General features: G+C 35.3%; 18 protein-coding genes, 1 pseudogene and 1 other annotated feature. All 19 genes and pseudogenes read right to left on the bottom strand.

Going from position 1 to position 21,659, the window contains the following annotated elements; all coding sequences use genetic code 11:
* Positions 1 to 173 precede the first annotated feature (173 nt).
* Positions 174 to 404, bottom strand: a binding site (T-box leader).
* A gap of 211 nt (positions 405 to 615) precedes the next feature.
* Entirely contained in the window at positions 616 to 1,617 is a 1,002-nt protein-coding gene (locus HT688_RS07095; RefSeq protein WP_172923679.1) for a LacI family DNA-binding transcriptional regulator, read from the bottom strand.
* A 107-nt stretch (positions 1,618 to 1,724) separates the two neighbouring features.
* Positions 1,725 to 2,093, bottom strand: a complete 369-nt coding sequence (locus HT688_RS07090) for a hypothetical protein (protein ID WP_000656297.1) — start codon at positions 2,091 to 2,093, stop codon at positions 1,725 to 1,727.
* Positions 2,094 to 2,188: 95 nt separating this feature from the next.
* Positions 2,189 to 2,899 carry an MgtC/SapB family protein gene (locus HT688_RS07085; protein ID WP_000127549.1) on the bottom strand — a complete coding sequence of 237 codons (711 nt, stop codon included), beginning with the start codon at positions 2,897 to 2,899 and terminating at the stop codon, positions 2,189 to 2,191.
* 2 nt (positions 2,900 to 2,901) lie between these two features.
* Entirely contained in the window at positions 2,902 to 4,593 is a 1,692-nt protein-coding gene (locus HT688_RS07080; protein WP_001216175.1) for an ABC transporter permease, read from the bottom strand.
* A gap of 11 nt (positions 4,594 to 4,604) precedes the next feature.
* Positions 4,605 to 5,615 (bottom strand): ABC transporter ATP-binding protein, encoded by a 1,011-nt coding sequence (locus HT688_RS07075; protein WP_172923678.1) that lies wholly within the window; start codon positions 5,613 to 5,615, stop codon positions 4,605 to 4,607.
* Between the two features lie 103 nt (positions 5,616 to 5,718).
* On the bottom strand, positions 5,719 to 6,786 hold the full coding sequence (locus HT688_RS07070; protein ID WP_023941553.1) for an extracellular solute-binding protein: 1,068 nt from the start codon (positions 6,784 to 6,786) through the stop codon (positions 5,719 to 5,721).
* Between the two features lie 24 nt (positions 6,787 to 6,810).
* On the bottom strand, positions 6,811 to 7,470 hold the full coding sequence (locus HT688_RS07065) for a DUF1868 domain-containing protein (RefSeq protein ID WP_023941554.1): 660 nt from the start codon (positions 7,468 to 7,470) through the stop codon (positions 6,811 to 6,813).
* A 163-nt stretch (positions 7,471 to 7,633) separates the two neighbouring features.
* On the bottom strand, positions 7,634 to 8,644 hold the full coding sequence (gene galE / locus HT688_RS07060; protein ID WP_000996560.1) for a UDP-glucose 4-epimerase GalE: 1,011 nt from the start codon (positions 8,642 to 8,644) through the stop codon (positions 7,634 to 7,636).
* A gap of 12 nt (positions 8,645 to 8,656) precedes the next feature.
* Positions 8,657 to 10,132, bottom strand: coding sequence for a UDP-glucose--hexose-1-phosphate uridylyltransferase (gene galT, locus HT688_RS07055; RefSeq protein ID WP_172922061.1), 1,476 nt, complete (start codon positions 10,130 to 10,132; stop codon positions 8,657 to 8,659).
* Between the two features lie 12 nt (positions 10,133 to 10,144).
* Positions 10,145 to 10,786 carry a phosphate signaling complex PhoU family protein gene (locus tag HT688_RS07050; RefSeq protein ID WP_084675175.1) on the bottom strand — a complete coding sequence of 214 codons (642 nt, stop codon included), beginning with the start codon at positions 10,784 to 10,786 and terminating at the stop codon, positions 10,145 to 10,147.
* A gap of 57 nt (positions 10,787 to 10,843) precedes the next feature.
* A complete protein-coding gene (locus HT688_RS07045; protein ID WP_084675176.1) occupies positions 10,844 to 11,590 on the bottom strand; it encodes a protein phosphatase 2C domain-containing protein in 747 nt (248 codons plus the stop codon).
* Complete coding sequence (pfbA, locus tag HT688_RS07040) at positions 11,574 to 13,730, bottom strand: multi-ligand-binding adhesin PfbA (RefSeq protein ID WP_172922062.1); 2,157 nt, start codon at positions 13,728 to 13,730, stop codon at positions 11,574 to 11,576. The genes HT688_RS07045 and pfbA overlap by 17 nt, the downstream gene beginning before the upstream one ends.
* Positions 13,731 to 14,043: 313 nt before the next feature.
* Positions 14,044 to 14,274 carry a hypothetical protein gene (locus HT688_RS07035; RefSeq protein ID WP_023932599.1) on the bottom strand — a complete coding sequence of 77 codons (231 nt, stop codon included), beginning with the start codon at positions 14,272 to 14,274 and terminating at the stop codon, positions 14,044 to 14,046.
* A gap of 619 nt (positions 14,275 to 14,893) precedes the next feature.
* A complete protein-coding gene (locus HT688_RS07030; RefSeq protein ID WP_084675178.1) occupies positions 14,894 to 16,120 on the bottom strand; it encodes a DegT/DnrJ/EryC1/StrS family aminotransferase in 1,227 nt (408 codons plus the stop codon).
* 42 nt (positions 16,121 to 16,162) lie between these two features.
* Entirely contained in the window at positions 16,163 to 16,855 is a 693-nt protein-coding gene (locus tag HT688_RS07025; RefSeq protein ID WP_000922216.1) for a sugar transferase, read from the bottom strand.
* Between the two features lie 183 nt (positions 16,856 to 17,038).
* Positions 17,039 to 18,781, bottom strand: coding sequence for an ABC transporter ATP-binding protein (locus HT688_RS07020; protein ID WP_001180122.1), 1,743 nt, complete (start codon positions 18,779 to 18,781; stop codon positions 17,039 to 17,041).
* Entirely contained in the window at positions 18,771 to 20,516 is a 1,746-nt protein-coding gene (locus HT688_RS07015; protein WP_172923677.1) for an ABC transporter ATP-binding protein, read from the bottom strand. The genes HT688_RS07020 and HT688_RS07015 overlap by 11 nt, the downstream gene beginning before the upstream one ends.
* A 54-nt stretch (positions 20,517 to 20,570) precedes the next feature.
* Positions 20,571 to 21,202 (bottom strand): annotated as a pseudogene (locus HT688_RS07010) (DUF421 domain-containing protein).
* Positions 21,199 to 21,654, bottom strand: coding sequence for a DUF3290 family protein (locus tag HT688_RS07005; protein WP_000675346.1), 456 nt, complete (start codon positions 21,652 to 21,654; stop codon positions 21,199 to 21,201). The pseudogene HT688_RS07010 and the gene HT688_RS07005 overlap by 4 nt, the downstream one beginning before the upstream one ends.
* Positions 21,655 to 21,659: the final 5 nt, after the last annotated feature.

Here is a 21,659-nt window from a genome sequence, read left to right as displayed (position 1 = left end):
ATTTTCATTGAGTATTACTAGCTTTTTCCATATTAATTCAGCTTTTTGTTTATTTTTAGTAACAGGCAAGGAGCTGTAGATAAAACTCAAGTTCATCAAAGCGACTTAAGGCCCTAATAAAAGATAAACAAAATGACGGATAGAAAAAAGCCCACACACGGAATCTACTTCCATGTGAGGGCGTTGGTAACGCGGTGCCACCTCAATTATAAAGGAACTATCTCCTTTACATCTCTGCCTTGTCTAACAACAAGCTGCACTGTAAGGTGTGCGCACCGAATTTTCATTGTTTCAAATTCATTTTTTAAATCAGCCCACTTTCACTACTTCCAACCACCTATTCACAATCACCACAGGCTCCCTGAAGATCAAAAATAGTTACTTTTCTGATTTGTTGAACTTATTTTAATACTTTGTTTTTTCTTTGTCAAGACTTTTTTACGATTTTTTTGAAAATATCATTCGAATGTGACCATGTCTTCCTTAGATCGAACATGAACATGTCCCACTTGTTAGAAATTGGATCCAACTCAATAGAAACTGAATGGAGGCTAAACAGAACTTATTTTAGAACACTCCATCTTTTCCACTAGGATTTTCAAGAATTAAACAATACTAGAAACTCTGTCTCCTAACAAATTTAGGAGAAACTTCAACAGATGTGACACTTTCCCCTTTAATAATTGCTAAAACACCTTCTATCATTTCTTTAGCCAATTTAACATAATTGGGAGCAATTGTAGACAAAGCTGGAGTATAATACTGAGAAATAGGAATATTATCAAATCCAATGATAGAAATATCATCTGGAATAAGAATTCCTTTCTCATAGCACGCACGAATCAAGCCCTGAACCTTTTCATCTCCTGAAACAAAAATAATGTCCGGATCATTTTGGGTAGTCAAGTGCTGCATTGCATAAGAATAAACTGAATCAATTGTAGATAAGCCATAAATGACTTTTAAATCCATAAAGTAATTTTTATCATTCAGAAAAGAACGCACACCTCTTTCACGATCCTTATTAACATGAGATTCTCCTCCCATAAGCAACCACATATTTTTAAATTTTTCTTCAGTTACAGCTTTCATCATATCATAAGTAGCTTGAAAATTATTATTAGATACATAGACTACTCCAGACGTTTGAGATTCACCGAAAACAAGAAAAGGCATATGGTTCTTCTTTAAATACTGAATTCTGATATCATCTACACTTTCATAAAAAACAATAACACCATCTACTAGGCTACCTGTGCTTGATATAATTGAATTACTAATTGTATCCTCCTCTCCAAAGTACTCAACTATAGCATTAACACCATACTCTTTACAAGTTTGTAAAACTTTATCTAATAAAGTTTGAAACCAAATTAAAGGAAAAGAGTCGATTTTTTTTACAGAAATCAATATATTTATAGCTTCTTTTTTAGTTAAATTTTTTGCATACGCATTTGGAATATACGACAATTCCTCTATAACTTTTTGAATCGCTTGATAAGTTTCTTCTTTAACATTTACTCCACCATTAATAACTCGTGAAACTGTTTTTGGAGAAAAAACTGATAAACGTGCAATGTCATAAATAGTTACTTTTTTCCCATTTATATTTTTCATTTCAGTCCTCCATTACGAACATTCTAATATTACTATACAATATTTAATTTTTTTTAACAAGAGAATTTAGTAAATTATTTAAGATCCACAAATTCACAAAATTAATTTTACAAATATTCTTCCCCTTCAAAAAAGTTTAAATTGCATTTCACACCTTTATTTTTAAGAATGTTTCCAACTTCACGACAAATAAATTCATATGAGAAAAAACTACCATAAAATTGTAGATTAACTTTTTCAGTAAAATGTGTAGGATTTATAAAAAAATATAATAGCCTGTCAATGTAACATTTTAACATAGAGTTAATTTTTTCTTTAAAGATAACATTTGTTATCAACTCATCAGGAGATAAATGAAAGGCAAACACCATTTCATAAATATCATAAAAAGAAATAAATTTGTATACTTGTATCAAACAATTATTATCAAAATATTCTATTTTACCTAAATCAAAATTGATTTTATAATCTTTCATAAAAACCTCTGAGCAAAAATCTACTCAAAAATTAGATGATTAAAACATCTAAAAAACAAAAGGACAAAAACATCTGTCCCTTTGTTTACTAAATTTCAGCTAATTTCTTCGACATAAATAACACCTACAATATTAGCAATTTCTTCCATCAAACGAAGATGTTCAAATCTACCTGATAATTCCAGAGTAATAAATGACGCTATTTTTTTGTCTGGAACATCAAAGTATTCAATTCTGTCAGAATTAACATCTCCAAACGCTGTTCTTGAATCGGTCATTCTGATACCATTTTCTGCACAATAAACCAATACACGATTATAGGCTTCTGTAGATTTAACCACTATATACAATTCAATCATTTTAGAACGATTTCGTAGATATTTTTTTAGTGGTTGGAACATGGATATCACACCCCAAACAGAAATGGCTACTAAAAGAGCTCCCTCATAAAAACCTACTCCAATAGCTAATCCAATTCCTGCCGAAGCCCAAATGCCTGCTGCAGTTGTTAAACCAGTTATTTTCTTTTTATCTGTAATAAGTATTGTTCCAGCCCCAAGAAAACCAACACCTGATATAACCTGCGCACCTAAGCGTGTAGGATCTCCTGTACCAAATTTATAAGATACGTATTCATTCGTCATCATAATTAAACATGCAGCCAGACAAACAATACTATGTGTACGAATACCTGCTGGTTGAGATTTACTTCCTCTCTCTAAACCAATTACACCACCAATAACTACTGATAAAACAATCCTGACAACTATTTCAATATGTGATAACCCAAGACTAGTGGCTGTCATGATTATTTCCTTACTTTACGCCCCGGTCTTTGTGTGAAGTATAATACAGTTCCAGAAACAATCATCAGAACAATTGTATAAACAAATACCAGAGCTTGTGCATTAGATGTTGCTGTTTCATCACCTGCAGATCGAATCGTAATACCTAATGGTTGAGCTAGGGGATGGTAAAGGAATACAGATAAGTCGAAGTCAGTTAATAAAGAGTTAAAGTTTAAAGCAATAACAGAGAGAACAACCGGTAAAATAAATGGAATGATAACCTTCATCATAGTATAAAAAGGTGAAGCACCCATACTTCTTGCTGCATCTTCCATCTCATCATCAACACTAAATAAAATAGCACGTACCATTCTATAAGAAAATGGGATTTTTACAACTATATATGCAATAAGTAGAATTACCAAACTACCTACCAAAATCTGATTCAAGACAAGAAATTGTGGCTGATTAAAAGTAAATAATAAACTTACTGCTAAAAGTGTACTTGGTAGTAACCAAGGAAGTAGAGCACCATATTCAAATAAGAAATCAAAACGAGATTTATGTTTTCTGACAACACGAGCAAATACAACTGCGAGAATTGTTGCTGTTGTCGCAGCAATAATAGAATAAATAAAGCTGACCAAGAATGGAGAGAATGCCGCACTATTACTAAAGAATAAGCGATAATTTTCTAAAGTAAAGTTTGATAATGTTAAGTTACCTGTTTGAATTGCAACTGGATCTGTAAATGAGTATAATACTATAAAAATTAGTGGAAGCATGAAAACTGTGAACAATCCATATGCTACAATGTGAGCAATGATATTCCAAGGCTTAGACGCAATTTTTTGTTTTTTAAGAGGCGCTTTAGTCTTAGAGATAGAAATATAATTTCCACCTTTTTCTATCTTATTCATGATAGTAAGCAAAATTGTAGTTGCAATACCTAAAATAATTGCAAGTAAGGCAGCTAAATCACGAGAATTCCCCATCCCTGCAAATGTAATAATCATTGGATTTATAGTTTGAAATTCTTTACCACCAACAATCATGGGTGCTGCTACTGCAGATAAACCACTAAGAAAAACCATAATAGTAAGTGCAAATAGAGTTGGAATTAAGGTTGGTAACACTACTTTTCGGAAAACAGTAAATGGTTTTGCTCCCATATTTCGAGCAGCCTCAATAGTGTGATAGTCAACGCTTCGAATTGTATTTGTTAAAAACAATGTATGATTAGCCGTTCCTGAAAATGTCATAATGAATAAGACTGCACCATACCCAATAAACCAGTTAGGGTCTAAAGAAGGGATAATATTTTGTAAAAATTTTGTAATCAATCCATAAGGACCATAGACAAATTTATATCCAGTCGCTAAAACCACTCCTCCATAAATTAAAGAGGTCATATAACCTAATTTTAAAATTTTAGCACCTTTAATATCAAAGTACTCTGTAAATAGAACACAAAGAATACCTACGACATTAACTGTAATAATGAGTGAAAATGCTAACTTAAAACTGTTCATAATACTCTGAAGTGCCCTCTGAGATTTTAGAACACGATGTACAGCATCAAGGGAAAATTCTCCTCCTTTTACAAATACATTCACTACTAGATCAAAGTTTGGATAAATAATAAATGTTACTAAGAACCAGATTAACCCTAAACGAATAAGCCAATCTTTTAAATTTAATTTATGACGCATACTGCACCTCCTTAAAATTGCAGAACGTCTGATGGAGTGATAAATAATTCCACACTTTCTCCGACAGATCTAATAGCAGCCTGACTATCAATACTTGTTACATTAAGAATCTGACTTTCAGAAACTTTTATTGTATAGTGAATTGTAACTCCAGAAAACTCAACATCAATAATTGTCCCTTTTAGAGTGAAATCTTGTTCAGTTTCACGATTGAATCGAACTTTCTCTAATCGAATGTATCCTTTTTTATCTTCTAAGAAAACGCTTGTATTTTTCAATAATACTTCGTGGACTGTTTCATCGGTCAAAACATTAATATCTCCAATAAAATCACATACAAATTCAGTTTGAGAATTATGATAAATTTCTACTGGTGTACCGACCTGTTCGATGTATCCATTGTTAAAGACTGCAATTCTATCAGATAAAGTCAAGGCTTCCTCTTGATCATGAGTAACATATAAAGTAGTAATACCTAACTCTTTTTGAAGTCTTTTCAACTCTTTTCTCAAATCTACACGTAATTTTGCGTCAAGGTTTGACAATGGTTCATCTAGACAAAGAATTTTAGGTTCAAGAACCAGAGCACGAGCCAATGCTACCCTTTGTTGTTGACCCCCAGATAATTCTGATACATTACGCTGTAACTGTTGATTAGAGATCTTAATTTTTGCTGCTACTGCTGATACTTTAGCTTTAATAACATCTGGAGCTACCTTCTTAACTTTTAAACCAAATGCAATATTATCAAAAACAGTCATAGTTGGAAATAGCGCATAAGATTGAAATACAATACCAATTCCACGCTTTTCAGGTTCCAAATGAGTGACATCTGTTCCATTAACTTCAATACTTCCTGATGATGGATTTAGAAAACCTACCAAAGCTCTCAAAGTAGTTGATTTACCACATCCTGAAGGCCCAAGAAAAGTAAAGAATTCCCCTTCATGTATATCTAAATTCAGATTATCAATTGCAACAAAATCACCATATTTAATTTGAATATTATCAAATTTAATCATCTCACTAACTCCCTCTATCACTAAAACCAAAAGCCTCTCTTTATTTCTTCCATAAATTTAGAAATAATAGAGAGACTTGGACATAAAAAATAACTCTTATTTCTTATTTTACGTATTCTAATTCAGCTTTTTCTACCCATTCATCCAAATGCTTTCCAACAGCTTCCCAGTCAATATTTTGTGGTTTCACTTGATCAACAAATTTTTTCGTATCTTCAGGTAACTCTTTTAGGGCATCTTTATTGGCAGGAATAGATCCAAATTTTTTACTATATTCTACTTGAATTTCTGTTTGACCAAACCAATCAATAAATTCTTTAGCTAACGCTTGTTTTTTACTAGTGCTTAAAACCATAGTTTGTTCAGTTACAAATGGTACACCAATCTCAGGAGTCATAACTTTGAATTCAACATTTTGTTCTTTTTGTCCGATTAACGCTCCAGAACCCCAGATCATACCGTATTGAATTGGGCTTTCTTTATCTAACGCTTTAACAACTGAGCTTTCACCTTTTTGAAGAGTATAGGCATTTGCAAAGTATTCTTTTGCAACTTCCCAGCCCTTTTCCGATACTCCTAAATCACCTTTTTCATCAAGATAACGAACTAAGATACTTGCTAGAATTGCCCGTCCTGTACCACCTTGAAGACCATAAATTGAATATTTACCTTTATACTTACTACCTAATTCAGTCCAATCTTTAGGCATTTCTTTTACATCAGGCGCCCCAATTAAAACTAATGGTTGAACAATCACAGGATTATAATAATTATCTTTATCTGATAAAGATTGATCAATCTTATCTAACCATTTAGGCTTGTACTGTACTAGTAATTTTTGATCTCTAATTTTATTTGAATCAACAGCACCAATTCCAAATACCATATCTGCAACTGCATTATTCTTCTCAGCAATAACACGGTCTGCTAATTGAGCGCCAGCGATATCAACCATTTTTATATTAAAACCAGCTTCTTTTGCTTTAGCAGTTAACCAATCACCACGACCATTTGAGACTGAGTTCGAATAGATTACTAATTCTTGACTTTTATCAGCTTTTTCTTCAGATGAAGAAGCAGTCGTAGAATTTGAACCTCCAGAGCAAGCAGCAAGTGTAGTAAGAGCAACTCCCGTTGCAAGTACAGTAGACCAAACTTTCATTTTTTTCATGATAAGTTCTCCTTTTTTATTATTTTATTTAAATTTTTCGTGATATGGAACAAATTGTCTCATATCTTCAAATACAGTATAGTCAATACGGTTTACAGTAATAGTTGAAATCTTCTCTAATAAAATTTCAGTTAATTCTGCTCTGACTTTAGTAAACTCTTCTTCCTCCTCTTCGGTTAGAGGAATCCGAAGATACCCAATTGAAATATGGAATTGATATCTATCATGATTAGGGAAACGAACACCTGCTTTTTCTGAGACATAAGTACGAATTTCTTCTAATCTCTTTGCAGAAGCTTCATCTGCAGGTTCAACTAGTATGTTTTGTTTTCCCATTTCAGTTATACGCATATGAATTTCTTCATCCAACAATGGAAAAATTTCAAGTTGTTTAGCAAAGTAATCATGTATTTCCTGTAAAGGTGTATCTAGAGGAAGATTACTGCTCCAAAACTCCGTTTCACGATTTTCATGGCACAACAATTCAATTACAGTCATGTGAATAGAATTCCTTGGAGTTAAAGTAAACTTATCGATAAATGGTAATTCTCTATAACGTGATTGAATAATATCAACAACTTCCATCAAATCTTGTTTAGTATAAAGATTTGCTACAACTGTATTCCCAGGGAAATGATTAAATTCCCCATTCTCTTTGAACTTAATTTTTGTTAAGTTTTTCATATAAAGACCTTCTTTTTTTATATTTGACATCGGTGTCATCATGTTTACATTATACAATGAAACCGTTTCCTTTGTCAAGCGCTGTCAAACATTTTTTTAATTTATCTTTCATTAAAAGGTTAAGTAATTTTTCCAAAATACAGCACTCATATAGACAGTATCATCAATTATAGCCATTGGGATTTTTTGATTGCCAATTCCATGTATCTCTACACATGTCTTCAATCGATTTTGTTGTTCTCCAATTTAATTCCTTATATGCTTTGTCTGCATTTGCATAACAAGTTGCAACGTCTCCTGAACGTCTTGGAACTATTTTATAAGGAATAGGGATCTTATTAACACTTTCAAATGTATTTACAAGTTGTAATACACTAGTGCCTTCTCCCGAGCCTAGGTTATAGATATAAACATCTGTTTTTTCAGATACTTTTTCTAAAGCTTTTATATGTCCTATTGCTAAATCTACTACATGGATATAATCACGCACACCAGTACCATCAAGCGTATCATAATCATTTCCGAACACACTTAGCTCTGACAGCTTACCTACCGCTACTTGTGCAATATAAGGCATCAAGTTGTTAGGAATTCCTGAGGGATCTTCCCCAATAAGCCCAGACTCATGAGCACCAATTGGATTGAAATAACGAAGCAACGCAATACTCCATTCTGAATCTGCCACATGAACATCTTTTAAAATTTGCTCAAGCATCACTTTCGTATACCCATAAGGATTTGTCGCACTTGTTTGCATCGTCTCAATTAGAGGTGACTGATTGTTAATTCCATATACAGTCGCGCTTGAAGAAAAGACAATCTTTTTAACATTAAATTCTGACATCACTTCAACAAGTGCCAATGTACTCATAATATTATTTTTGTAGTACATCACAGGCTTTTGCACGGATTCTCCGACAGCTTTATAACCTGCAAAATGAATTGCAGCATCAATCGATTCTTGTTCAAATACCTTTCTCAATGCTTGTTTATCACAAACATCTAATTCGTAAAACACAGGACGTATTCCTGTAATTGCTTCAATACGGTCTAGCACCAAGATGCTAGAATTCGAAAGGTTGTCGACAATGATAACTTCCTTTCCTAAATTTAGTAATTCTACTACGGTATGGCTACCAATATAACCAGCTCCGCCTGTTACCAATATTGCCATTTGGGTTTCCTCCTAATTAATTCCAACCGACTTAACAAATCTCATAAACGCTTCATGTCCAGATGAAGTATTCTTATAAACACCTGCATCTTCTAGGACTCTCGCAAATGCTTGTCCTACTTCGTGTTGAACTACGCTATTAACCTCTTCTTTTTTAATGTTAGGATATTTTTCTTTCAATTGGTCGGCCCATTCTAAATGATAATCCGCAATTGCGTTTTCCTCTCCTAAAAGATATTTTCCAACTTCTTCTAACTCTGGTTTCAAACGAGGTGGTAATATCGCAAGTCCCATCACTTCGATTAATCCGATATTTTCCTTTTTAATATGTTGTACATCTTGATGAGGATGGAAAACACCATCTGGGTATTGTTCAGTAGTATGATTATCTCTTAGAACAATATCTAATTCATATCTCCCGTCCACTTTACGAGCAATAGGAGTCACCGTATGGTGTGGGACATCTTCAGTCATAGCAATGATGTCTACTTCTAAATCTGAATATTCTCTCCACTTATTTAGAATTTTAGTAGCTAAATCTAACAAGCGATTTTTATTTTCACTTTGTAACCTAATTACTGACATTGGCCATTTTACAATACCAGCATTAATATCCTCAAAGTCTTTAAAACGAAATTCACTCTCAAATTTTGCTTTTTCCATTGGGAAAATATGTTTCCCTCCCTGGTAGTGGTTATGACTAAGAATGGAGCCTCCTGAGATAGGAAGATCAGAATTTGAACCAGCAAAATATCCTGGCAAAATATCAACAATCTCCAATAATTGTTCAAATGTTTTAGAGGTAATAGCCATTGGTACATGTTGACTATTTAAAAATATCGCATGCTCATTAAAGTATGAGTAGGGAGAATACTGGAATCCCCATACTTCGTCACCAAGTTTCAACCGAATAATTCTATGATTCGAACGTGCTGGATAATTTATTCGCCCCTGATATCCTTCATTTTCCATACATAGTAAACATTTGGGATAATTAGTTGCTTTTACTAATTTTTCAGCAGCAATTGTTTTTGGATCTTTTTCGGGTTTTGACAAATTTATCGTAATCTCTAGCTCTCCATATTTAGTTGATGCTCTAAACTCAATATTCTTAGCAATAGCAGAAGTTTTAATATAATCACTATCTTTACTTAACTTATAAAATTCTTCAACTGCTTCTTGAGGTGATATATCATATGAACTCCAAAAAATATCATTTAATCGACTAGGTAAAGGAACTATGAAATTCATTAACTCTGCTCCTAAACATTCCTTTTCCTCAATTAAATCTTTAATTTTACCGTTTTTTAAGGCGATTTCCACTAAGCAATCTTTTATTTGTTTCAGGTCATTTTCATCGGAAATACGATCAGTTCCCTCCTCACCTATTAACGCTAGTACTCTATTTTTCACATATATTTTGTCAATTTCATTATACATTCCGTATTCAATTACTCTATCAACAAAATTATCAATAATTGTTTTCATATATTTTTCTTTCTAATTTATGTTCCCATATTTTCTATACATTATCCATTTATAAATTGCTTGCGTAGTATGAGCAATTTTATCAAGGTGATGAATAATATCTAAAGCACCAATTACTTCAGAAACGTTCCCATCATCTTCAAATATGTAATTCATTATTTTCTTTTCAATATTTATACTAAGCTCTTCTATCTCATTCTGTTTTTGTATAACAACCATATCTAAACATCCAGATTGTTCCTCTCTATAACAAGATATAGCCCTATTCATATGCAGTCCGATAACTTCATGAAGTATTTTTATTTCTGAAATAATTTTCTTCAAATTTTCATTATTTTGAATAATCTGTAGATTTTTTAAAATTTCAACAATTCTATCCCCAATACGTTCAATGTCAGTTGATATTTTTATTACACTAATAATTCTTCTTAAGTCATATGAAACAGGATGTTGTAAACAAATTAACTCAAATCCTTTTTTATCAATATTTAGAACTGACTCATTTATGATTAAATCTTCTTTAATCAATTCTACTCGTTCTTCATTTGATAAATATTCAAATAACTTCTCGTATTTATCAAGCACAGATACCCAAATAGTCTCTAAATTATTTGATAATTCTATAATTTCATTTTCTAAATATAACCTTAACATTTAGGTACCTCTTCTTAACAAAGTTCAATAGTAACAATTAATATTTTAAACAATATATCAAACATCAATAACTAGAATACTTGCATCATCCTTCTTTCCATAGATTGGATCAATAGCAGAAGAATTAAATCTCATCTTAATTAACTCTTCAAAAGTCTTATTTTGATTATTTTGATAGAATTCATAAAAGCCATCGCTCATTAAAACAATTTGTTCACTAGTAACATCTATTTGATTAATAATAGCATGGTCTAAAAATCTCTCATCCAACGAACCTATCCAGTACCCACTCGGTTGATTAGATAATTTTCTGATTTTTTGTAAAATAATTTTTTTATTTAAAGCACTATTTGTACCAATTGAATCTTTTATCTCATTTTTTCCTTTTTCAAATAAGTTATCTACTCTATGATCAGTTATTTCCATTTCGTTTACTAACATGACGCAGTCACCTAGCATCATATACTCCAACTTTTTTTCTGAAAGTTTAGCAAATATAAAAGCAAATGTTGGTAAGCGATAATACTCTGTTAATTCATATGAGTTTAAACCGATTTCATCTTTAACCTCTAGTAAAGCAGTTTCAAATATTTGTTTAAGAGTTTTTGATTCTTTACAATTAACCGACAAACTTTCTGATAAAATATGTACAACTTCTGAGACTGAATAACCTATCTCCTCTTTAGAATTATATAAATCTGTAGCTCCATCGATAATCCAAAAATACTGATTTTGTGAACCTACAGTATCCTCATTTTCTACAGAACTTCCTTGTATCGAACAAATTTTATTTATCTTTACCATAATACTTCAACCCTTTTAGTGTCAAAAGTAAACCAATTCCTGTCACTGTTAAGAATAGTTCCATAATCTTGTTCGAACCAGTCTTTGGTAATTTTTGTTTTACATCTACTATTTCTTTAGATTTATTAATATGATTTTCAGTTTCTCTGCCATCTCCAACTATTTTATAGTTTACTTCTTCTGTCTTATTATCTTGTTTATTGTCGATCTTGTCATTAATTTGTCTATTATCTTTACTTGAGTTAAACTCTCCTTTCTTCTGGTTACTATCAATTACATTATTTGAATTAGATTGTTTTTCATGCACATATGAACTTGTTTTAAATTTTTCCTCTTTGTTTTTTTCTTTTTCGTTTTTATCACTTAAGTTATTTGTTACAATTTTATAAAGCCCATTCTCCGTTACAATATTGAAATTACCATCGCTATCACGTATAACAGGTTCTTTCTCATTTGCATTAGATTTGATGAATGATATATACTTACCGGATAAATTATAAAATTGGTTATTTAAAACGGTTATTTTACCCTTTGAATCCTCAATAACAATTCCTTCTTTACCACCGAATATACTATTCTCTGAGACTACTAAATTATCACTAACTCGTAATAATTCAATATTTGGTTGTTCTGTTTCCTTAGAATTATTATTAATTACATTTTTTGTTACAGTAATATCTGATACTTTTCCTAAATATTCTGCACTATCTTTTGCAACTCGTATCGCTTTTGTTTTAGGATCGGCAATATTAAATATATTTTCGGCGATAACCACCTGTTTATTTAAATCTAATAGGTCTTTAGTGTTTTTATAGCTATAAGCATTTACTAAAGCTGCTCCGCTTTCTCGATAATGTACACTCTCTCCTTTAACTTTCTTATCAAAGCGATTTCCTTTGATTAATACATCAGTGAATCCTGTAAAACGTACACCTGCATACATCATGTTATCAAAATGATTATTTAAAATTTTAATATTAGAGGGGTTCTGTGTCGACAATGTTTGATAGTGTGTGCCAATTGCTGTTACTAATTCTCCAGATTTATCACTTTTGCCAAAATAGGAATTTTGAATAGTCACATTTTCAGATTTTTTCCCATCATCATTCAAGGCATAAGGAAAACCTTTTCTAGTTAATGGTTCAATCTGAATGCTCTCCTTACTTATGATTTGCCCATCCTTCATCGTTTTGGGTAAGGCTTGCCCAAGAAAACGAGAATTATCAACTAATACATTTTTCGAACCTGCAATTTGAATAGCATGCCCTTGATAACTATCCTTGAATGTTACATTTTTTATAGTTACGTTATTTGAATTCCCAATAGCAAATGCACCTGAAGAATTTATAAGTGGTAGATTTTTTGCTTTAGTTCCTTCTTCATTCAAAGCACCGTTCATATCAATAGTACCACCAGAATAACTAATATCTTCTGTTGGGCTCCATTCTACTTGCGCACCATCATCCGTAAATAAACCTGTCATAAAAACAATGGAAGGGTGATTCTTAATATTTATACCATTTAGAATTGTAGCTTTCTCATTCAATTCTAAGTGTGTATGACTTTTTAAAAAAACAATTTCTTTTACTAAATAAGTTCCTTCAGGAAAATATACATTTCCTCCACCTAGTCCTTTAGCTGCAGCATCTATTGTATCTTGAATTGCTTGACGATCATCATTAACTCCGTCACCTATTGCTCCATAATCTTTTACACTTAAAGCAGTATCTTCAAATTCTTTTTTGATAATTCTGTCACTTATAACATCTTCCTTATAACTCTTATTTTCATTAGTAGATGTTACTGTAGATTCAACTGTTCTGTTGTCTAATTGTGAATTAGAACGAATAGTACCATTAGAGCTGATACTATTAACACTTAACGAATTATCTAAACCATTAGTGGTTGAATTAGAGGCAATCATTTCAGCAGAACGATTCTGATTAACAGTTGGTGAATTATCTAAATCATTAGTAATTGCATTAGAAGACTCTTTTGTAGCCATCGGTGAAGAACTAGTAACAACTTCATCCGATAAAATACCTTGGCTTCCCAAAATTGAAATTGCCAATAGTACCGAGCAAGTCCCCACCTTTAATTTACGAATACTGAATACCTCATTAGGAACAAAATATTTCATCAGAACCTCCAATTTTTTTACTATTTTTTAACAATTGATTATTACTTTTCTTAAAATAGATAGAATGACACCGCTGTCATTATCTTTATCATATATTTTCCAAATTGAATTGTCAAGGAATAACACAAGAAAATATTAAAATTTATACTCTTCGGAAATCTCTTCAAACTAGGTCAGTGCCGCCTTGCCCTAAGTCTAGGTTACTGACTTGGTCAGTTCTATAGTAGATTGAAACTAGAATAGTACACCTCTACTTCTAAAACATTGTTAGAAATCGATTTGACTATCCCGATTGATTTGTCCTATTCTTATTTCATTTTACTATATCTACAACCTCAAAGCAGGGTTTTGAGCTATCTATGGCCAACTTCCTAGTTTGCTCTTTAGCCTTCCATTTAAAAATGATGCTATCTTTCTTAGCTTGAATATAAAATATCCCATTTACTATATTTAAATTTATTGATATGTTGTAAATTATAAATGAAAGAACAAATACCTTGTCATACAAGCATTCGCCAGGGATATTTACCTGAATATCGCTCATATGGCGGATTGAAACTAAAACACTACAATATATTTCTTAAATAGACCTTCTATAAAAGCTAGATTTAACCTCGATAAAAATAGATGCAGTGCTTCTAAAATACTGGAATAGGGTATATAGGTAATCGTAGACAAGTGTTTTATAGATTGTCTCGCAGGAGATCTAATGATGTATAGCAAGCTTCACTAAACATATGGGATATTTGTATTATTATAATATCAAAACGCTATAAATTCTATCATGCAAAAGAATGACTAGAACATGAAAGACAGGCACAAAACTTTGAACAATATTCTGAAAACAAAAAAAGACGCGAGTTTCCACAATCTCACTCATGGAAACTCACGTCTTTCAAAAAATAGGGTGAATTGAAAACTAGAACAAGACACTAGATTTTCTAAATGATGTCTAGTAAGGATTCTAAATGCTACACCAAATTGCTCACATCTTATTTCAAACCACGGGACTCCCACAAGAAAGGAAAATCCTATAAAAATTCTCTCTCTGAGGAGAAAGGAGCCTCAACTACAGGTGTAAACTATTATCAATTGAAAACAACAGTTTTTACACTCAATTAGACTTTTTAAGGACAGGATCACTTTCGCTTGTCTGTAGTTTGTCATTTTTTTGATAAAGTTAGTACTTTTTCAGAAACTGTTTTGAAAGTCTCAATGATATAGTCTACTTCTTCATCGCTTAATTTAGTATGAAGAGGGAGGGTAATTTCATTCTCAAAGAAGGCATAGGCCTTAGGATAGTTCGTCATATCAAATCCAAGATTCTTATAGGCTGTCAAGAGAGGAAGCGGTTTGTAGTGAACATTACTTGCAATTCCTGCTTTAGCCAATTCTTGGATGATGAGGTTGCGTTCTTCTAGGCTTGCTCCTTCTACACGGGTGATGTAGAGGTGGCGTGAAGATTCGACAGTTTCAGTCTTGTGTGCCAAAGGATGGATGCGAGAACCTGCAAAACCACTATCATAGCGGTCCACAATGTCCTTACGGCGTTGCAACAAACTTGGATAGCGGTCCAATTGTACCAAACCAAGTGAAGCCATGATATCGGTCATGTTGCACTTATAGGCTGGTGTAACGATATCGTATTCCCATGACCCCAATTGCATCTTGGCAAGAGCATCCTTAGTTTGCCCGTGAAGGGAAAGGATTTGGAATTCCTTGTACATCTCTTCGTCATCAATCACTGGATTGGCTTTCCAAGTCGCACTTCCACCTTCTGCCGTTGTAAAGTTCTTAACGGCATGGAATGAGAAGGAAGTAAAGTCAGCGATAGAACCAGAAGGTTGTCCTTTATAAGTAGATCCCAAAGCGTGGGCACTATCAGAGACAATGACAATACGGTTAAAGGCCTTTTGCCACTTGCTTGAAGCGGTAAAGAAGTCACGTTTTTTCTCCACGACTTGGAACAAACGGTCATAATCGCAAACAATCCCTGCGAGCTCTACTGGGATAATCACCTTAGTTTTCTCAGTGATAGCTTGCTCCAGCAAGTCATAGTCCATTTCAAACGTATCTGCTTGGATATCTACCATGACAGGGGTCGCTCCTACGTGCGTGATGACACTACATGAAGCTGTATAGGTCATGGCTGGAACGATGACTTCATCACCAGGCCCAACTTCAAGCACACGCAAAATTAACTCCAGAGCGGCTGTCGCAGAGTTAAGGCAGACAGTCTTAGGCGTCTGTGTGTATTGGGACAAGCGACGCTCCAGTTCTTTGGTCTTAGGACCTGTTGTAATCCAACCAGAACGAAGGGTATCCGCTACTTCAGCAATTTCTGATTCCGTAATATCGGGTGGTGAAAATGGAATATTGTAATTTGGCATTGATTTGCTCCTTTTATCTGTACTCATTCTCTTATGACTACTTTATTTTAGTACCTCAAATACGGTTTGAAACATGATTTTGATGTCTCCAAGGAAACTAAACTCTCGGAGATAGACGAGGTTATAGCGCATCTTTTCAGGAAGGACGTGTTCGACATAGGCTTGGTCAACCGACAGACCTTTCTCCGTCATTTGACTGATGATAGTGTCCTCATCCTTGTAGTTGATGCTGGTTGGAGAGGTAATCCCTGCTGGTAAGAGCAAGGTCGCCATCATTTCAGGGCTATACCGCTCTGTGTAACGAGGCACTTCAGGTCGTGTACCGACAAAGGACATTTCGCCTTTCAGGACATTGACCAACTGAGGAAGTTCATCCAAACGCACACGGCGGATGAAATTACCAACCTTGGTAATGCGGCTATCGTTAGCAGAAGTCACCAGGCTCCCTTTTTTATCCGCATCCGTCACCATGGTACGGAACTTCCAAATCTTGAAAGGTCGATTGTACTGGGTCACGCGCTCTTGCTTGTAAATCACTGGCCCCTTGCTATCCAACTTGATCCAAATGCTCAAGATGAGAAAGATGGGTGAGGTCAGAACCAGTACTACCAAGGCTAGAACCCAATCCAAGCAACGCTTGAAAATCAGCGAACTCTTCCTTTTAGAGACAAGCTGGTAGTAAGACTCAACCTCGCTTGATTTCATTTCCACGGGCAAGTCTTCCCATTTCAGCATGCTGTTTCTCCTTTGTTTTTATTATACTATTTGTCAACATTTTTCATTATACCACAAAATGGAAAAGGCGGTGAAAGAAATCTGTAATTTGAAAGATTTCCTTCTGGTACTCAATGAAAATCAAAGTACAGCTTTTAGGTTGCAGATAAAGCTGACCTGGTTTTAAGAGATTTTCAAAAAATATTAAGACATAGCTCCTGCCTGCAAGCTATACATCTTGTGATAGGTCCCTCCCAAGGCCAAGAGTTCCTCATGTGTTCCACTCTCAATAATGCGCCCCTTGTCCAAAACATAGATGCAGTTGGCGTCTTGAATAGTAGAAAGGCGGTGAGCGATAGCAATAGTTGTTCGGCCCTGTCTCATCTTCGCCAGAGAAGCTTGAACCAAGCTTTCTGTTTCAGAGTCAATATTGGCGGTCGCTTCATCCAAAATCAGGATTTTAGGCTGGCTGGCAACTGTTCTGGCAAAGGCAAGAAGCTGTCGCTGACCAGTTGAAAAACTCGATCCACGCTCAGACACAGGGGAGTCGTACCCCTTAGGAAGTTCTTGAATAAAGGAATCTGCATCCACAAAGGCTGCCGCAGCCTGAACCTGATCATCACTGATTTCTTGGTACATGGCGATATTGGACTTAATAGTTCCATGATAGAGAAAGGGTTCCTGCAAGACCAAACCGATGTTTTTTCTCAGCTCTTCTTGACTGAAATCCCTGATATCCACATCATCCAAGAGAACTCTCCCTGACTGGAATTCATAAAAGCGCATGAGAACATTTATAATCGAAGATTTCCCCGAACCTGTATGACCTACAAAGGCAATGGTTTCACCCTTGTTGACCGAAAAAGAAATATCATCCAGAATAGGATGTTTGCCATCATATGAGAAACACACATGTTCAAAACGAATATTGCCTTCTTCAACCTCAACCTGACTATTTTCTTGAAGAGGCTCATAGGTTGCCTCGTCAATCAAGGCAAAGACACGGCCTGCAGACACCATAGACGTTTGCAGGGTTGAAAAGTTTTGCGTTACTTCAATCAGAGGATCAAAGAGACGATTGATGTACTGGATAAAAGCATACATAGTCCCGACCGTTATCCCGATAGAAAGACCACGGTAGCCAAAATAGGCCATTAAGACAGTATAACCTAGGAGTTTCAACAAACTCATAGCAGGGCGCAACAAGAGGGCATCAAAGGCTACAGAGCGGTTGGCATAGACCAAGTGTTCTTGGTTAATCTCATCAAATTCTGCCTGCTGGCGCTTTTCTTGATTAAAGACCTGGATAATCCTAATTCCTTCGATATTTTCTACCAGCTTACTATTGATATCTGACAAGAGACTTCTGGTTTTCTCGATAATCTTGACTGATTTTTTACGATAGAGATTGACCAAAAGGAAAATCAAAGGGAGAAAGAGCAGGACTAATGCTGTCAAACGAAAATCCAACACCAACATGGTATAAAGGGTTGTCAAAAAGATAAAAATTGCTGAGATAAAACTGGATAAAATCCCCGAAAACATATCACTGATTGTCTCGGTATCATTAGTCAAACGAGAGACGATAGAGCCTGCTGGCGTCTTGTCAAAATAAGACATGCCTAGCTTCTCCATATTGGCAAAGGCATCGCGACGAATATCCCTCACAATACTGTAAGACACCCGTACAAAGAGAAGATTTCCGACATACTGAACCAGAGTTTGCAGGATATAGAGACCATAGTAGGCCAGCAACACTGTCACAGCGAGTTGATTGAGATTGCTGAGATACTGGTCGATAAAGTGGGAAGCCACAAGGGGAATGACACTTTTAATGACCGTAGTCGCTAGGAGAAAGCTGAGTGCCAAAAAGGTCAGAAGACCATAAGGCTTGAGATAAGATATCAAGCGCTTCAATACAGCCCATTGTTCTTGTTTATTCTGCATCTTCTTCTCCCTTCATTTCCAGCTGCTGAGACTGGTAGGTTTGGGCATACCAGCCATCCAAAGCTAGCAAGTCTTCGTGCCTGCCTCGTTCGATGATTTGACCATTTTGCAGGACTAAAATCAAATCTGCATGGACAACTGCACTGAGGCGATGAGCCGTAATAATGGTTGTCTTGTCCTTTCGCGTCTCCTTAAGGTTGTCGATAATCGCATACTCTGTCTTGGCATCCACGGCCGACAAAGAATCATCCAAAATCAAGATATCAGGGTCTAAAATCATAGCCCGACTCATAGCCAGACGCTGCTTTTGCCCACCAGAAAGACTGACTCCCTTTTCACCAATCAACGTATCAAATCCCTGTGACATGGCTACAATGTCTTGGTAAACTTGAGCTAGCTTAGTCGCTTCCTCGACCGCTGAAATGGGCAAGTTAGGATTGCCAAAGCGAATATTGTCTAAAATCGAAGTCGCAAAGAGGAACTGGTCCTGAGGGACGTAGCCCATAAGACTACGAAGGTCTGTCAAACGATAATCGCGAATATCGTGACCATTTAGATAAATAGCTCCCTTATCCACATCGTACTCACGCAAGAGGAGTTTAATCAAGGATGTTTTCCCAGAGCCTGTCTGCCCAACCAAGCCCAGAGTTTGCCCTTTTTCCAAACTAAAGTGAATATCCATTAGCGTTTCCTCGTTTTCAAAAGCAAAGTTATCAATAGCATACTCCAAGCGCCCGTTTTCAATACCATCCAGAGGAAACTCGGAGTCTTTTACAGATGATTCCTGAGACAAAAGATTCTCAATCCGCTGGTAAGAAACCTTTCCTCGCTGAGTGATATTAAAGAGGAAACCAATAGCCATGAGAGGCCAGACCATCATATCCAAATAACTAATAAAAGTGACCAAATTTCCAACTGTAATCTGCCCCTCCCGAACCATCAAAGAGCCGACTAAGAGTGTTAAAACATAGGATAATCCAACAAACAAGAAAACCATTGGGTCAAAGAGTCTATCGTATTTCATGGTTTGGAGATTCTTTTGGAAGGTTAATTCATTGACTGCCTGAAAGGACTCCAGCTCATCTGCCTGATAACCAAAAGACTTGGTCACTTTGATACCTGATACAGACTCCTGAACCTTGTTATTGAGTTCAGAAAAGGCATCCTGTGACTCTCCAAAGACCTTATGAGTCTTTCTTCCCAAACGACTGGTCGCATATGCCATAAAAGGCAGGGGTAAAATTGCAACTAGAGTCATCTGCCAGGAAATGCTAAAGAGCATGGTCAGCAAAGTCACTAAAGCTGTAATAGAGGCATCCACCGCAGATATAACACCACCACCTGCAAGACTCGTCAAAGAATTGATATCATTGGTTGCGTGTGCCATCAAGTCCCCCGTCCGATAGGTTTGATAAAAGGCTGGAGACATCTTTGTAAAATGCTCAAACAAGCGAGACCTCATAATCTGCCCCAGACGGTAGGATGTCCCAAGAATATACATACGCCAAACATAGCGCAGATAGTACATACCAAAGGCCGCAAGAAGCAAGTAAAATAGGTAAATAAGTAGTTCATTCTGAATTAATTGCCCCAATGTGATAGCATCAATGATCCGCCCCATGACCATTGGGGGAATGAGGTTAAGGACAGAAACCAAGACCAAGGCCACAATTCCGACTAGATAACGGCGTTTTTCTAGCTTAAAAAACCACCAGAGTTTTTGAATAATGGACATAAAATTCCTTTCTAGTTCCAAATGGAAACCTGAGACTCCGACCCCAGGTTTTTCTTATTCATAGGTTACAACTGTAACGTCACCTTTGTCATACTCAGCGATAAAGATATTGGCTACATTGTCATGCCCTTGTTTGCCGAGATTATCAATCAACCACTCTTCGCTACAGCCAAGCGATTCCAAGACTTCTACTTGGATAACACCATCAGTCACAATTAGATACTTAGGATTTTCATCTCCCATTTGGACCACGATGAGTTGGTCATTTTGCTCCTGCACAGCTCGTTCAACTTGCTTCATCTGGAAAATCCCTTGGCTACGAAGTTTGAGGGTTACATCCACCCCAAACAAATCAACCGAACGACAGGCTTCTAGGTCAATCTTCTCATGTTTGATGAGGAGAGTTGGCTTACCATCAATCAAACATTTCACAAAACGAATATTATGAAGCCACTTGAGGGTCAAAACCAAAATAGTCCACATCAGTAAAATCACCTCGTACTGCAAAATGCTGATAGAACTATTGTAAATCACACCACCAATGATAGCACAGAGAACATAATTCTGAATTTAATCTGTCGCAGAGTTAGGTGCTAAGTTCCCCTTTCCTGTCACATTGATAACAAAACAAGTGAGAAGAGCCCCAAGGCCAGTTCGATTACAATTTCCATACAGTTGAGTGTCACTTGTTTACCTTCACCAATTCAATAACGTCTGTTTGATGCAATTCTAATTTCTTTAAAAGATACTTGTCTAATTCGCTCCCGTTCATAGCACGATAGACATTTGAACCTACCTTGACAAGCGCTCCATCAGTGGTAACTGAAGTATTTACGTAAACTTCTGATTTATCCACTCCCAAGTCTTTGGAAACGACCTCTATAAAATGAAGTGAAGTTTGAAATTGGTTGTTAGAGGCTTGATTGGTCTGGTATTTTGAAATTGTCACCAAAAGCATGGCTACTAAAGTCAAGGCTAAAATCATGACCAATTCCCGAAACTTAGTCCCCTTTTTATCTCGATAAGCTTTAAAAGCAAAAAAACCTGTGATAGCTAGGAGAATAATCCCAAAGCCAATCATGATTCCATTTTGCTGACTGATTTGGCTAAGAACATATTCATATGAGTAAAATTTCATTTATT

Source organism: Streptococcus sp. 1559 (assembly GCF_013276735.1).
In the GTDB taxonomy this organism is placed as follows: Bacteria; Bacillota; Bacilli; order Lactobacillales; family Streptococcaceae; genus Streptococcus; species Streptococcus pseudopneumoniae.
The sequence above is the reverse complement of the archived record's forward strand: the minus strand, read 5'-3'. Positions and strand labels throughout refer to the sequence as shown.